Origin of the sequence: Clostridium boliviensis, from assembly GCF_033342255.1 — a bacterium.
GTDB lineage: Bacteria > Bacillota > Clostridia > Lachnospirales > Lachnospiraceae > Lacrimispora > Lacrimispora boliviensis.
Map to the genome: position 1 here is coordinate 16912 of NZ_JAWONS010000280.1, position 13315 is coordinate 30226.

A 13315-nucleotide genomic window follows, 5' to 3' on the forward strand; every position below is an offset into this window, starting at 1 on the left:
TTTCGACGAAAAATCCCATTTTTCCCTTGACTTTTTTTTAGTCTTATCTATAGTTTTTCAATAAATTGATAAAATAAGAAGAAGATAATTTTTACATTAACTTTTCATGAATTATCTTAACATTTTACAATCACATTGAATTATTCTAATAAATGTGATATACTATACCCATCTCAAGAAAAAGGAGCTGATGACTTATGCGTTTTACAATTACAGGAAGAAATATTGAGGTGACAGCAGGGTTACGGGAGGCTATTGAAGACAAGTTTGGAAAGCTGGACCGTTTTTTTGCACCTGCTACAGAAGCAACAGTAAGACTCAGCGTGCAGAGGGAAATGCAGAAAATTGAAGTGACTATTCCAGTGAAAGGACATATTATTCGTGCGGAAGAATCAAGTAATGACATGTACGTTACCATCGATCTGGTTGAAGAGATCCTGGAACGCCAGTTGAAAAAATATAAAAACAAATTAATCGACAAAAAATTAAACGCACCTTCCTTTTCAAAAGCTTTTATAGAAGATGAAACTGTCTCCGATGATCATGTGGACATAGTGAAAACGAAGAAATTTGCAGTAAAACCAATGGATCCGGAAGAAGCATGTGTGCAGATGGAGCTTCTCGGACATAACTTCTTCGTATTCCTCAATGGGGATACCGATGAAGTGAATGTAGTATATAAAAGGAATAGCGGTTCTTACGGACTGATTGAACCGGAATTCTAAGAAAAACTTTAATTAAATAATAATGCAAGGGCGGAACCATAATCGGTTTCCGCCCTTTTTATAGTTCACCTACTGCATAACCAATCATTCTGCCTGCATTTCGCAACATTACACTTGAAGTTTCGCATTATCAAATGTATTCTTAATATGATTTATTTATTACATGATACTGAGGTACTTATTTTGATTAAAATAGCGGTATGTGATGATGATGGCAATATGATACAGGAATTAAAAAACAAGATATGTGATTATATGAATAAAACCAGTTATAACGCTGATATACTTTCCTTTTCCAGTGCAGAAGATCTGCTTAAATACGATGAATCATTTGATATCATCTTTCTTGATATACAAATGAGCAGTTTAACCGGTATGGAAGCAGCAAAACGGCTTAGGCAGTCCGGTTCAGAAAGCTTTATTATTTTTGTAACAATCCTAAAAGAATATGTCTATGATGCCTTTTCCGTAGAGGCAGCCGATTATCTGCTCAAACCACTGAACAGTCAGCGTTTTCAATCCACAATGGACCGTATAATCCACTATGTTTTGGAGAAAAAAACAGCCGTTTTGACAATTCAAAAAGGATCCTGGTGTCAATCTGTCCATTTTGCTGATATTTTATATTGCGAAGCTATAAACAGAAAAATTTTTGTACATACAAAACAGGAGATTATTGACTACTATTTTAGGATAAATGAATTAGAGAAACAGCTGGCACCTGACTTTTTCTGCTGCCACCGCAGCTACCTGGTTAACCTTCACGCTGTCATTGGGTATGAAAATGGACAGGCGAAGTTAGTTAACGGGGAGAACATCCCCGTTTCCAGGCTTCGCAGGCAGGAGTTCATAGAAGCAATGCTGATTTATATGAAGAAAGGGGACAGATAGATGCCGATAACCGGACTGTTCATCGGGTGGTTTGATTTTATTTACTTCTTCTGTATATTGAATGCCTGTCTGGCTTTGCTGGAGATTTGGTTTTTGGGGAGATTTACGATTCGAATTGTAAAATGGTATCATTTTGCAGGTTACATACTTGTCATTTATCTGCTGGCTGCAATTGAACTATTCACCCGGGCTGCATTTCCAGCATCCACTCTTCTGGAGCTGGTAGCACTTTCTTTATTCGGATGGCTGGCTCTAAAAAGTCCGCCGGCATCGTCTGCGTCTTCAGCTATACTGGCAATCTGCATTATGCAAGTGGTTAACGGGATATTTCAGACTTTGCTTAATATAGCCTTAACACTCTTGTTTCCCTATACTACGGTTCTTACGGTAATAAGCAGTCTGTTTGTAATGGCAGCCGTATTTTTTTCTTATCAGCTTGCCCTCAAATGGCTGAAAGACAGGAAATTACCCATGCTGCGTTATATTCTGATTCTTTTGCTGCCCATCCTCTTCGTGCTTTTAGTTATGCAGCAGGTTTTTGCCACATATGGGAATACCGTTACAGTAAATTCAGAAGGCACTAGAATCTTACCTGTTGTAAATGACTGGACGATGCTGATTATCCAGATTGCTGCTTATTTATGTCTGTTTGCAGTGCTATTTGCTTATAAAAAATTATTGGAAAGCTTTGCGCTGCAAATGCGGAATACTCTTCTGGAACAGCAGGTAAGCATCCAGACTAATTCTGTTCAGGATATGCAGATGCGCTATGAACTGACAAGAACATTCCGGCATGATCTAAATGGCCACTGGACCGTACTGAGTGGTTTTTTAAAGACAGGACAAAACCAAAAGGCCTTAGAATATCTGGGGAAACTGACCACGATGTCAGATCAGCTTTCTTTTCCATGTCAGACAGGAAATGCCATTCTGGATATTTTGTTAACAAATAAATTAGGGATAGCACACCAGAAGGGAATAAACGTTGACTGCACCGTAAAAATTCCTGATAGCAGTAATATCGATGATATTGATTTATGTATCGTATTCTCAAATGCTGTGGATAACGCTGTCAAAGCCTGCAGCAGTGAAAGCAAAACACCTCAATATATGATACTTAAAACGGTCCGGAAAGGCGGCTTCTTTATGATTGAGATAGAAAACAGCCGATCCGACGACATTGTGCCAGTCAAAGGCTCCGGAATCGGACTTCAAAGTATAAAAGCAGTGGCAGAGAAATATCATGGCACTGTCGATGTTGAGAAAGGTCCGAATAGCTTTCGTTTAAATGTGCTCTTTATCATTTCACAACAATCAGAATACATCTCAATGCAAAGCTCTTGAAACCCCATGATATCCTTAATATATTCATAGTATCTCAGAAAAAAGGAGGATTTACTATGAATGTCAGCAATATGGGAACTTATTCACCTCAATATTCGGCTGGGGCAGACACCAGTCAAAAAACAGAACCGGATACCAGTGATATAGAACAGCAAATAAAAACGCTGGAAAAGGAAAAGGGAAAACTGGAAGATCAACGGGATAAAGAACGAAATCCTTTTGCATTGCAGCAAAGCAGCAAATACAAAGATCTGGAAAAAAGAATCAAAGAATTGGACAAGCAGATACAGCAGTTAAAAGGGGATGCATCCTCTGCTCAGAAAAAAGCAGATAACGAGAGCCAGGAGGCAGGCTCCAGCAGAAAACCTTTCGACACCTATATGCCAGAAGAGCAGGAGTTTAACGGTTAGCAAAAACACTACCCTGATAGTTAATCTAACTATCAGGGTATACTGTTTTAGAATTATCTTACAACAGCTCTGGTTTTCACTTTCCTAAGTTCCTGGTTTAAATCCCGTTCCGATGAGAGGGAAAATACCGGATTGCCAGTTATGTCAAAATGAACCCGGTGAATTCCGGTACACCGAATGTGATCCTTTATGGATTCCACCCCATGGTAAGCAATCATTAAATTCCCTTCCGGATCCACAAAAAAGGAGTTATGACCAGGGCCATATCTGTGTTCCAGAGAATAATAGGAAAGAACCGGTGCAGTACTTTTATTCCAGCTTTCCGGATTTAGCAGATCAGCCCCTGTCTTTGCCTTCAAAAGTCCTAATGCATATGTGTAACCATTGGCTGCACCTCCGGAATATGTAACATATACCGTATCATCCGTTACAAATGCATAAGGTCCTTCATTATTGATGGTTCCCTCCACATTTTCCCAACCATAACGGGGACGTGACAGCAGCACCGGATCACTGGTTAATTTCCATGGAAGCTTCTCATCTGTTGTTGCAATATAAAGCATAGATCCGGTGTCTAAATCTGTACCAATGTGTTCCCGGTAAGACCATATCATATAGGAGACTCCCTTTACCTTTAAATATGTCATATCTAAAGTTATCCCCTTATCTGCCAGCCACGATCCATCTCTTTTCTGTATTCGAACGGGCTTTTCCCAGCTGTTTTTATCCAGTATATTTCCTCCCTTTTTCAGCTTCATTAAATGGCACTGAGGAGACCATCTTTTTCCCCCGACTGCGAACAGAATATAAAGCTCACCACCTATGATATGAAATTCCGGTGCCCAGAAAGTCTGAATAAACTCATCCTCTTCATTATACTCAAGAATCAGCTGATGTTTGGTGCTTTCATAAAAAAGCGCTTCCGGCGTATCTGCCTGACGAACATAGAGGCCCACATCATTTAAATTATCATTGGTTGAAATGAAATAATAGGTTCCGTTCCACTGGAAAACCACCGGATCTGCAAATCCTCTTGCAAGGGGAAATGGATACTTCCGGTCTGCAACCGTTCCGTTTACCGTATATTCCCCCGGCCGTTTATAATCCACACCGCTGTGATCCCACCGGACAGCCTTTAACACACTAGATCCATCTGAATAGAAGGCTGTTGCGCAAATCTGGTTTAGATCCTCCTCAGACGAAACCTCCACTTTATCCGGGACAAGAATCTCTGTATTCCTGACAGGTCTCCATCTTCGGACAATGCGGTCACAGAAATCGCTTTTTATCTTTATACAATTCCCAGGCAGTGCTCCTTCCGGTCCTTGAATCTCCATAGCCTCCCCTCTTTTAGAAGCAGATTGGGGAGCAGAAAGATCCGATGGACTAATTATATCTGAGGTTGTATTAAAATAGAGTCCGTCTTTCTTATCCTCCCATAAAATTTCATAAAAACCAGCTGTCCTTAAGTACTGACACGATACCCGGTTAACAGGAATATCCCCTCCCAGATTCAACATTCCTCTTTCCTTAAATTCTATAAAATCTTCTGTGGTCCATAAGAAAACGCATCCCAGACTCTCTTGATCTGCACTCCCGTCTTCATTCACCCGTATTGCAAAAATCCCATAGGAGCCCGCGGGCATCTCAAATACCCATGGGTTTTTCAGCCCCTTGGCGCAGATGGTATTGTTTTTGCGGATAACAGCCTCTGCAAACAGTATTCCATAATTCCGGTTTAACGGCTGATAAATGCGTCCATCTTTGCTCCATGCTAAGTGAATGCTCCGTGCCAGGCCGTCCGGATATTGTTCCCTGTCGGGGTGACGGGTATAAATCAGCAGTTCTGCCTCTTTTTGCCTGTAAATCTCATTCATTTATATTCTGCCTCCCATAATCTATTTTGCTACTTTAAAAGAAGATTTCCCCATTTGGCCGTTGACTGCCAGGAATTATCAGAATCATCATTAAACTTGGCTACACTGATCCGTTCTCCCCGTTCATTGCTATCATTGATCTGAATATCAAATCCCATAATTTTACCTTTACAAGCTTCACTTGTTAACGGAATCTTCGTTTCCACCAGATATCCTTCTTCCGTCACTTTTACCGCTGACTCAAACCCTTCTCTCGTTCCATTACTTCCAAACGTAACAACGTTTTTACAAGACACTCGATACTGTCCGTCGTCCTCCTGGTAAGAGTAAGATTTGTTATTGTTTTCATCTAAGAAGACTTCAACCGAATCCTGCTCATAGGCATTTTGGCTATCCGTATTTAAAATCTTATCTTTAACATTCACAAGAACATAAATATTCTTTTCATCCCAAAGTGTTCTTACAGTGCCGGATGCTCCCTGCCAGGCCATTGTCATAATATTAACCGGCTCTTCCTTTGCACTATTCCAGATTTCATCTACAGCACCATCGATTACCGGGCTGCCTTTTGCCGCAGTGATGGTATTCGGCTCCGGGATCTCCTTAACAGGGTGTTTTCTTAAATATCCATCGGGATCTGCAACTGCATAATAAGCTTCTTTGGCTTTGTAATTCCCGTCAAATAAACAAGGGAAATAGGAGCTTCTCCAACTCTTTGTATCATTATAACCCCAAAACGTTACTCTTTTTATAACATCTGAATATTGGTTATAAAGTTTGAAAAGCTGGGCATATATCTGTCCCTGAGCAATCTCCTGATCTTTTGTAAGCCCTGAGGCCTCAGCCTGGCTGACTACGACATCAAGTTCCGTTATTGATATTTCGGCCCCGGACTCTTTAAACAATTCCAGGGAATTTTCTACTGTAGCAACAGGCAGGGTGGTGCTGTAGTGTGCCTGCATACCTATCCCATCAATGGGAATACCCCTTTTCTTTAAATCAGAAAACATTGCGGCTGCTATCTGAGCTTTGTTAATATCGTTTAAATTGTAATCATTATAATACAGTTTGGCATTGGGGTCTGCCTCATGGGCAAACTGAAAAGCCAGTTCTATATAATCGTTACCTATGTTTCTCAGCCACGGAGTATCCCGTAAGCAGGATTTCCAGTTCCCGTCTGCAGGAAGTCTGGCTCCGTCCTGAATCGCTTCGTTTACCACATCCCAGGATAGCAGTTTTCCACTGTAATGCCCTGCCACATTGGATATGTGATTTCTCAGTCTGCCAATTGCTTCTTCCCGGCTGCATCCGGCATTCATCCAGTCAGGAGTCTGCCCATGCCATGCCAGTGTATGCCCCACAGTCTGCAAACCATTCTCCTGGCAGAATCCGGTCATTGCATCTGCGGATTCAAAAGTAAAGACCCCTTTTTCCTTCTGCATTGCATCTGGTTTCATCATATTTTCGGGTGTAACCACATTGTAATGTCGGAGTATGATGTCTCTGTCCATTCCCGTAAGGTTAAAGCTGTTATAAATATTGCCGATCAGAAATTTTCCCTTATAAATATCCTTTAAAGGAACCTCTCCCTGACTATCAGCCCAGCCCATGCCTGTTGTCATATTCAGACAGACCACGACCCCCATGCAGACTGCCGCTGCTTTCCCCAATAACCTACTCATTGCTTTTTCCTCCTTAAAATTTTACTGCAGACAGTTTCCCGTCACTTATCAGTTCATAATACCATTTTATTATTTTCAATACTTTTCACAACCGGAGAAAGCATATAAGAAGTCATGGCAGATTATATGTTTTAATGGGATTAAACTCAGACTGTAATATTAATATGCTCCCTTCTCAGCAGACAGTTAAAACTGTTTGCTGTGAAGAGAGCATATCCAGACTTCAGTAGTTATTTTATTTTCCGTTCCGTGTCAGGTAACGCTCCACGCTTGTAATTGCATTGGCACCGTCTGAAACTGCTGTGGATACCTGTCTCAGCTGTTTGGTTCTGACGTCACCTGCTGCAAAAATTCCTGGAATATTGGTTTCACAATCTTCTCCTGCCTTAATGTATCCATGATCCATTTCCACAAGATTGTCAAAAGCATCGCTCTGCGGATTGATTCCCACTGCTATGAACACACCATCAACGGAAAGTTTGCTTGATTCTTCTGTTTTGGAATTTTTAATGGTGAGCGATTCCACCTGATCTCCGCCTTCAATCTCTTCTACTACCGTATCCCAGATGATTTCAACATTCTTCTGGTTAAAGAGCTGTGTCTGCAGTGTCTTCGCTCCACGCAGTTCATTTCTTCTGTGAATTAAGTACACCTTTTTGCACATTCTGGAAAGGAATATGGCATCTTCAATTGCCACATCGCCCCCGCCTACAACAGCGGCTACCTTGTTGCGGAAAAACGCTCCGTCACAGGTTGCACAATAGGAAACACCCATCCCGGTCAGTTCCTTTTCACCAACGACGCTGAGTTTCCGGTACTGTGCGCCAGTTGCGATAATAACCGTTTTAGTTTCATAGGACCGTTCCTGGCCTACAACTGTGAATTCTCCGCCTGCTGCTTCTATACGAAGCACCTCATCTATGGAGAACTCAGCTCCCAGCTTTTCAGCATGCTCTCTGAATTTCATGCCTAAATCAAATCCGTTAATACCTGGAAGGCCCGGATAATTATCCACCTCGTAGGTATTAAGAATCTGGCCGCCGCTGGCTACCTCTTTTTCAATCACTACCATTCTCAGTTCTGCTCTTTTACCATATACTGCAGCGGACAGTCCTGCAGGACCTGACCCTATAATCACTACGTCATAAATCTCATTCATTTTATCTACCTGCTTTCTTTATTTTGTAAATACAGATTCTTTTGTATTCATTATATCTCACCCATCTTTTTGTATGCAATGCCCTCGTTGCATTTTGAAGCAGAATTTGTTAAAATATAGGCATCATACAACGACAGAGAGGGTGGTTTTATGTCTCGAAAAACAGTACTTGTAACCGGCGCTTCCCGTGGAATCGGTAAGGCCATTGCTGTCAAATTTGCAAAAAAAGGATACAATGTGGTCATTAACTGTCTCCATAATGAAGACCGCCTTTTACAAACCAGGAAGGAACTGGAGTCCTATCAGATCTCCTGCCTCTCCTACATGGGTGACATGGGTGACATCAATCAATGCCAGGAGCTTTTTTTGCAGATCAAAAAACAGTTTGGTTCTCTGGATGTTCTTGTCAACAATGCAGGAATTTCCTACATCGGTCTTTTACAGGATATGACAACTGAGGCCTGGGACCGTATTATACGGACCAATCTAACCTCCGCCTTTCACTGTTCCAAGCTGGCTATCCCAGGAATGCTGGAACGCAAACAGGGTAAAATTATAAACATCTCTTCCATCTGGGGTGTCTCGGGTGCTTCCTGTGAAGTAGCCTATTCCGCTACCAAGGGAGGAATCAATGCATTTACCAAGGCTCTTGCCAAAGAACTGGCTCCAAGCAATATCCAGGTTAACGCGGTTGCGTGCGGAGCTATCGATACGGAGATGAATCAGTTTTTAAGTGAAGATGAGCTGATTGCCTTAATCGATGAGATCCCGGCCGGAAGACTGGGAAAAGCCGAAGAAGTCGCAGATCTTGTCTATCATCTGGGTTATAAAAACTCCTATTTAACCGGTCAGATCATTGGTCTTGACGGAGGTTTTATTTAACAGGCTTTCCACATTCTGATTCATAATTGACGCGGTGCGGTGAAGAATCCCGATATATTCTTTGGGAATATCTTTGTGAAGCTCTTCCACGAAGTTCTTCCTGCACCGCCTGATCCGGTTCACAACCTCATCGCTTTTCTCCGTAAGCTTTAAGAGAACCAGCCTTCGGTCATTTTTATCTCTGTCTGCCGTGATATATCCCTTCTCACAAAGAGAATCCACAGATTTCGCAATCAGACCTTTTGAGATGTTTCTATATTGGGCAATCTCCGAAGCACTCTTTAATCCCCCATTATTTGCAAGAAACATCATGACTACTATTTCATTGGGAGTAAATCCGTACTCTGATACGGACTGACTGCATAGTTTCTGATAGATCTTATCGATCTTTACAAAACATGCCAGACAGCATTCCTCTTCCAGACTCATTCTTTCCCCCGGCATATTCGTTACAGTCTCATTCATTCCAACACCCTTACTAAATCATATGAGAAAATCGCCTCACTGTATACTGATGGATTCGTTCTCATGTTATTATTAGTTCATTATTGAACCGTTTACTTTTGAAGTATATCTCAGAAGCAACAACCTGTCAACCCGAAACACACATAAAACCCGGAAAAAGTAATCTTTCTCCGGGTTTTTTAATTCTATCGATACATTCTATGCTTCTGGCTTTTCAACCTGTACAATGGCTGATTTCTGCGTAGGAATTCTACAGTTTTTATTGTTGCCGAATTCTACAATTACGGTATCATCCGTCATGTCGATAATGACTCCGTAAAAACCACTGCTGGTTAATATGCTGTCACCGATTGCTATGCTGGCGAACATCTCCTGCTGTCTTTTCTTCTCTTTCTTCTGTGGTCTGATCGCAATAAAATACATAAAGCCAAAGATTACTGCAATATAAAGCACCCAGAAACCCATGCCCATCGTACCGCCTGTTGCTAATAACATAACCGTTTCCTCCTTATAGATCGATCCTGCCGTATATGCCTGTCCAAAGGGAGCGCTTTATTCCCCGGATGTACCTGCTGCCATGCCGGAAAGCTTCCTCTCCTTATATTCTCCATAACGGTGGTTCTCAATCGCTTCTCGAATCTCTTCCATCATTGTATTATAAAAATACAGATTATGCAAGACACATAATCGCATGCCCAGCATTTCTTTTGCTTTCAATAAATGCCTGATGTAAGCTCTGCTGTAGGAACGGCAGGCAGGGCACTGGCACCCTTCTTCTATCGGCCTATGATCCAGTTCAAATTTGGAATTAAATAAATTTAATTTTCCATGGTTTGTATAAACGTGGCCGTGACGGCCGTTTCTTGACGGGTATACACAGTCGAAGAAATCAACTCCCCTGTCTACAGACTCTAAAATATTAGCAGGAGTCCCAACGCCCATAAGATATGTGGGCTTGTTTTCCGGCAGATAAGGCACAGTCTCATCAAGAATGCGGTACATCTCCGAATGGCTCTCGCCAACAGCAAGACCTCCCAGTGCATATCCGTCAAGATCCATAGCAGATATGGTATTTGCATGGGCTATCCGGATATCCTCAAAGGTACCGCCCTGATTGATTCCAAAGAGCAGCTGATCTTTATTAATGGTGTCCGGAAGCTCATTCAGTTTTGCCATCTCTATTCTGCAGCGCTCCAGCCATCTGGTGGTGCGGTCCACACTGTTTTGCATGTACTCCCTGGTTGCCGGGTGGGGTGGGCACTCATCGAATGCCATGGCAATGGTAGAAGCCAGATTGGACTGTATCTGCATGCTCTCCTCCGGTCCCATAAAGATCCTGTGGCCGTCAATGTGAGACTGGAAATACACGCCTTCTTCTTTTATTTTTCTTAACCCGGTGAGTGAAAACACCTGAAACCCACCGGAATCTGTCAGAATCGGGCGGTCCCAGTTCATAAACTGATGAAGCCCGCCAAATTCCTTAATTACCCGGTCGCCTGTGCGCACATGAAGATGGTAGGTATTAGACAGCTCCACCTGGGTTTTGATCTCCCGGAGATCATCGGTGGAAACAGCACCTTTGATTGCCCCCACCGTCCCCACATTCATGAAAACCGGCGTCTGTATCGTTCCATGAACGGTGGTTACTTCCGCCCGTTTGGCACGTCCGTCCTTTGCAATGATTTTATAGTTCATTTACAATTCCTTACTTTGATTTTTTGCTGTTTTTAGCAGTTGCTTTTGCATTAACACTTTTCTTATTCTTATTGGCAGTCATGACATACCACAGAGAACCTGTGATGCAGACAGAAGAATAGGTACCGCAGATAATGCCTACCATGAGCGGAAGAGCAAACTCCCGAATGGAAGACACTCCCATAAGAAACAGAACAAATACCATGACAAATGTGGTCAGTGAGGTATTAATACTTCTGGTAATTGTCTGGGTTATACTTAAGTTAACGATATCAGAAAGTTCAAGCTTGCTCTGAGTCTTTAAGTTTTCACGGATACGGTCAAAAATGACGATAGTCGCATTGATGGAGTATCCTACAATGGTAAGCATACAAGCAATGAAAGTGGAACCCACGGACCATTTCAGGATTGCGTAGAAGGTAAGCACGATCAATACATCATGAACCAGTGCCAGTACTGCACTTCCTGCAAAACGGATATCCTTAAACCGGAACCAGATATAAAGCAGCATGCAGATGGTAGCGATGATCACTGCAACAATGGCATCTCTCTTCATCTCCTGGCTGATTGCACCGGATATACTTTCCGCTGTAATCTTCTCTGCTTCCACACTGAAATGATCTACCATGGCTTTGTCTAACGCTTTTCTTTCCTGTACAGTCAGAGTTTTCGTCTTAATAATTACTTCGTTGGTTCCTGCTACCTTCTGAGTCTGAACATCTGTGTCATTGGTAACTTCCCGCACAACAGGTACCACCTCTGAGGAGATCTTGTCCAGTGACAGATCCTCATTAAAGGTTACATTGGTGGAGGTACCGCCCTTAAATTCCATGCTGTAATTTAAGATATTCCCTGTCTGGGATTTATTTAAACCAAGCCATACCAGTCCGACAACGATTACAAGCAAAGATGCGGAAAACCAGATCTTACGTTTGGATACAAAATCAATGATCTTTTTATCCTTTTTCATTCCATACAGCTTTTCATTTTCAAAGCCAAGCAGGAACAGGCTGTTTAAAATAAACTTTGTCACAAACAGTGCGGTAATCATGGACAGTACAATACCGATTGCCAGTGTGGAGGCAAAGCCCTTTACTGTACCGGAACCTCTCCAGAACAGAACTGCAGCGGCAATCAGAGTGGTCACGTTACCGTCCACAATAGCAGACAGTGCCTTGTTAAATCCAACCTGAATTGCATTTTTTACTGCTTTTCCAGACCCGATCTCTTCTTTGATACGGGTAAAGATAATTACGTTGGCATCCACCGCCATACCGATGGAGAGAATAATACCTGCAACTCCGGGAAGTGTAAGTGTCACCTCAAATGCATCCAGCAGAATTAATATAACGCCTACATAAATAGATAATGCCACAACTGCAGCAAATCCCGGAAGTAAATAAGCCAGAATCATAAATACTGCCACGATACCAAATCCGATGGCACCTGCCTTTAAGCTGGTGGTAATGGCTTCCTGTCCAAGTTTTGCACCAACTACATTGGAACGAAGCTCCTCCAGCTCGAGAGAAAGGGAACCGATACGGATAGTGGAAGCAAGTGTTTCTGCTTCTTCATAGGTGTCCATACCGCTGATCTGGCACTGTCCCTGGGTAATTGGTTCCTGCACAACCGGATTGGAATAGATCTTTCCGTCATAGATGATGGCAATTCGTTTCCCAACATTGGCAGTGGTTGCGTCTGCAAACGCCTTTTTCCCTTCATCGGTGAAGGTCAGATCAACCATATATTCCTTGATACCATTATTTTCTGTGATAACCGGCTTTGCTGTTGATACCTGATTACCATTTAAGATAACTTTTCCGGCTTCATCCGTAAATGATAAAGAGCCGGGTTTTCCAAGTTCTTCAAGAATTGCATTGGCATCGGAAACGCCAGGGATGTCCACATTAATACGGTTGTCCCCTTCCTGGTATACTTCAGCTTCCGTGCTGTAATTCTGTACTCTCTGCTGCAGCTTATAAATTGTGTCCTTCATATCCTCGGCACTTGGTTTTTCTTCTTTTGCCTGATAGGTAATGCTGACGCCCCCCGCCAGATCCAATCCAAGCTTAATGTCACTCATGGTGCTATATCCGAAATAGCCGAACAAACCAACCAGTGCCAGTGCAATAATCAGCCCTAAGAGGCCCTTGCCTTTGTTACTTTTCATGACTTTTCTCCTTCA

The 13315-nt window shown here is 42.3% G+C and carries 12 protein-coding genes; 5 read left to right on the top strand and 7 right to left on the bottom strand.

Translation table 11 applies throughout. The features are described from left to right. The first annotated feature begins 197 nt into the window (after positions 1-197). The 4 genes from hpf to RZO55_RS18795 all read left to right on the top strand — a co-directional run bounded on the left by hpf (position 198) and on the right by RZO55_RS18795 (position 3370). Positions 198-725 (top strand): ribosome hibernation-promoting factor, HPF/YfiA family, encoded by a 528-nt coding sequence (hpf, locus tag RZO55_RS18780; protein ID WP_318065791.1) that lies wholly within the window; start codon positions 198-200, stop codon positions 723-725. 147 nt (positions 726-872) lie between these two features. Beyond that, complete coding sequence (locus RZO55_RS18785; RefSeq protein WP_318065792.1) at positions 873-1616, top strand: LytR/AlgR family response regulator transcription factor; 744 nt, start codon at positions 873-875, stop codon at positions 1614-1616. Continuing rightward, entirely contained in the window at positions 1617-2960 is a 1344-nt protein-coding gene (locus RZO55_RS18790) for a GHKL domain-containing protein (protein ID WP_318065793.1), read from the top strand. A 56-nt stretch (positions 2961-3016) separates the two neighbouring features. Beyond that, positions 3017-3370, top strand: a complete 354-nt coding sequence (locus tag RZO55_RS18795; protein ID WP_318065794.1) for a FlxA-like family protein — start codon at positions 3017-3019, stop codon at positions 3368-3370. A 53-nt stretch (positions 3371-3423) separates the two neighbouring features. On the opposite strand, the gene RZO55_RS18800 is transcribed toward RZO55_RS18795, so the two are convergent. The 3 genes from RZO55_RS18800 to trxB all read right to left on the bottom strand — a co-directional run bounded on the left by RZO55_RS18800 (position 3424) and on the right by trxB (position 8088). Further along, positions 3424-5247, bottom strand: coding sequence for a family 43 glycosylhydrolase (locus RZO55_RS18800; protein WP_318065795.1), 1824 nt, complete (start codon positions 5245-5247; stop codon positions 3424-3426). Between the two features lie 29 nt (positions 5248-5276). Further along, entirely contained in the window at positions 5277-6929 is a 1653-nt protein-coding gene (locus tag RZO55_RS18805) for an endo-1,4-beta-xylanase (RefSeq protein ID WP_318065796.1), read from the bottom strand. Positions 6930-7164: 235 nt separating this feature from the next. Beyond that, a complete protein-coding gene (gene trxB, locus RZO55_RS18810; protein WP_318065797.1) occupies positions 7165-8088 on the bottom strand; it encodes a thioredoxin-disulfide reductase in 924 nt (307 codons plus the stop codon). Between the two features lie 150 nt (positions 8089-8238). Here trxB and ymfI point away from each other — a divergent pair, with 150 nt between their 5' ends. Then, entirely contained in the window at positions 8239-8970 is a 732-nt protein-coding gene (gene ymfI, locus RZO55_RS18815; RefSeq protein WP_318065798.1) for an elongation factor P 5-aminopentanone reductase, read from the top strand. Here the strand turns inward: ymfI and RZO55_RS18820 are convergent. From RZO55_RS18820 to secD, 4 genes are all read right to left on the bottom strand, one after another. Further along, on the bottom strand, positions 8929-9435 hold the full coding sequence (locus tag RZO55_RS18820) for a MarR family winged helix-turn-helix transcriptional regulator (RefSeq protein WP_318065799.1): 507 nt from the start codon (positions 9433-9435) through the stop codon (positions 8929-8931). The two genes, ymfI and RZO55_RS18820, sit on opposite strands and share 42 nt — an antisense overlap. Positions 9436-9633: 198 nt before the next feature. After that, positions 9634-9906: a preprotein translocase subunit YajC gene (gene yajC, locus RZO55_RS18825; protein WP_439100064.1), complete on the bottom strand. Its 273-nt coding sequence runs from the start codon at positions 9904-9906 to the stop codon at positions 9634-9636. Between the two features lie 81 nt (positions 9907-9987). Beyond that, positions 9988-11130: a tRNA guanosine(34) transglycosylase Tgt gene (tgt, locus tag RZO55_RS18830; protein ID WP_318065801.1), complete on the bottom strand. Its 1143-nt coding sequence runs from the start codon at positions 11128-11130 to the stop codon at positions 9988-9990. Between the two features lie 10 nt (positions 11131-11140). After that, the gene (gene secD, locus RZO55_RS18835) at positions 11141-13300 is read right to left on the bottom strand and encodes a protein translocase subunit SecD (protein WP_318065802.1); all 2160 of its coding nucleotides are present in this window, start codon (positions 13298-13300) and stop codon (positions 11141-11143) included. Positions 13301-13315: the final 15 nt, after the last annotated feature.

Coding starts and splice junctions, on each gene's coding strand:
- hpf (WP_318065791.1), top strand. CDS start 198: ATGCGTTTTACAATTACAGGAAGAAATATTGAGGTGACAGCAGGGTTA.
- RZO55_RS18785 (WP_318065792.1), top strand. CDS start 873: ATGATTTATTTATTACATGATACTGAGGTACTTATTTTGATTAAAATA.
- RZO55_RS18790 (WP_318065793.1), top strand. CDS start 1,617: ATGCCGATAACCGGACTGTTCATCGGGTGGTTTGATTTTATTTACTTC.
- RZO55_RS18795 (WP_318065794.1), top strand. CDS start 3,017: ATGAATGTCAGCAATATGGGAACTTATTCACCTCAATATTCGGCTGGG.
- RZO55_RS18800 (WP_318065795.1), bottom strand. CDS start 5,247: ATGAATGAGATTTACAGGCAAAAAGAGGCAGAACTGCTGATTTATACC.
- RZO55_RS18805 (WP_318065796.1), bottom strand. CDS start 6,929: ATGAGTAGGTTATTGGGGAAAGCAGCGGCAGTCTGCATGGGGGTCGTG.
- trxB (WP_318065797.1), bottom strand. CDS start 8,088: ATGAATGAGATTTATGACGTAGTGATTATAGGGTCAGGTCCTGCAGGA.
- ymfI (WP_318065798.1), top strand. CDS start 8,239: ATGTCTCGAAAAACAGTACTTGTAACCGGCGCTTCCCGTGGAATCGGT.
- RZO55_RS18820 (WP_318065799.1), bottom strand. CDS start 9,435: ATGAATGAGACTGTAACGAATATGCCGGGGGAAAGAATGAGTCTGGAA.
- yajC (WP_439100064.1), bottom strand. CDS start 9,906: ATGGGCATGGGTTTCTGGGTGCTTTATATTGCAGTAATCTTTGGCTTT.
- tgt (WP_318065801.1), bottom strand. CDS start 11,130: ATGAACTATAAAATCATTGCAAAGGACGGACGTGCCAAACGGGCGGAA.
- secD (WP_318065802.1), bottom strand. CDS start 13,300: ATGAAAAGTAACAAAGGCAAGGGCCTCTTAGGGCTGATTATTGCACTG.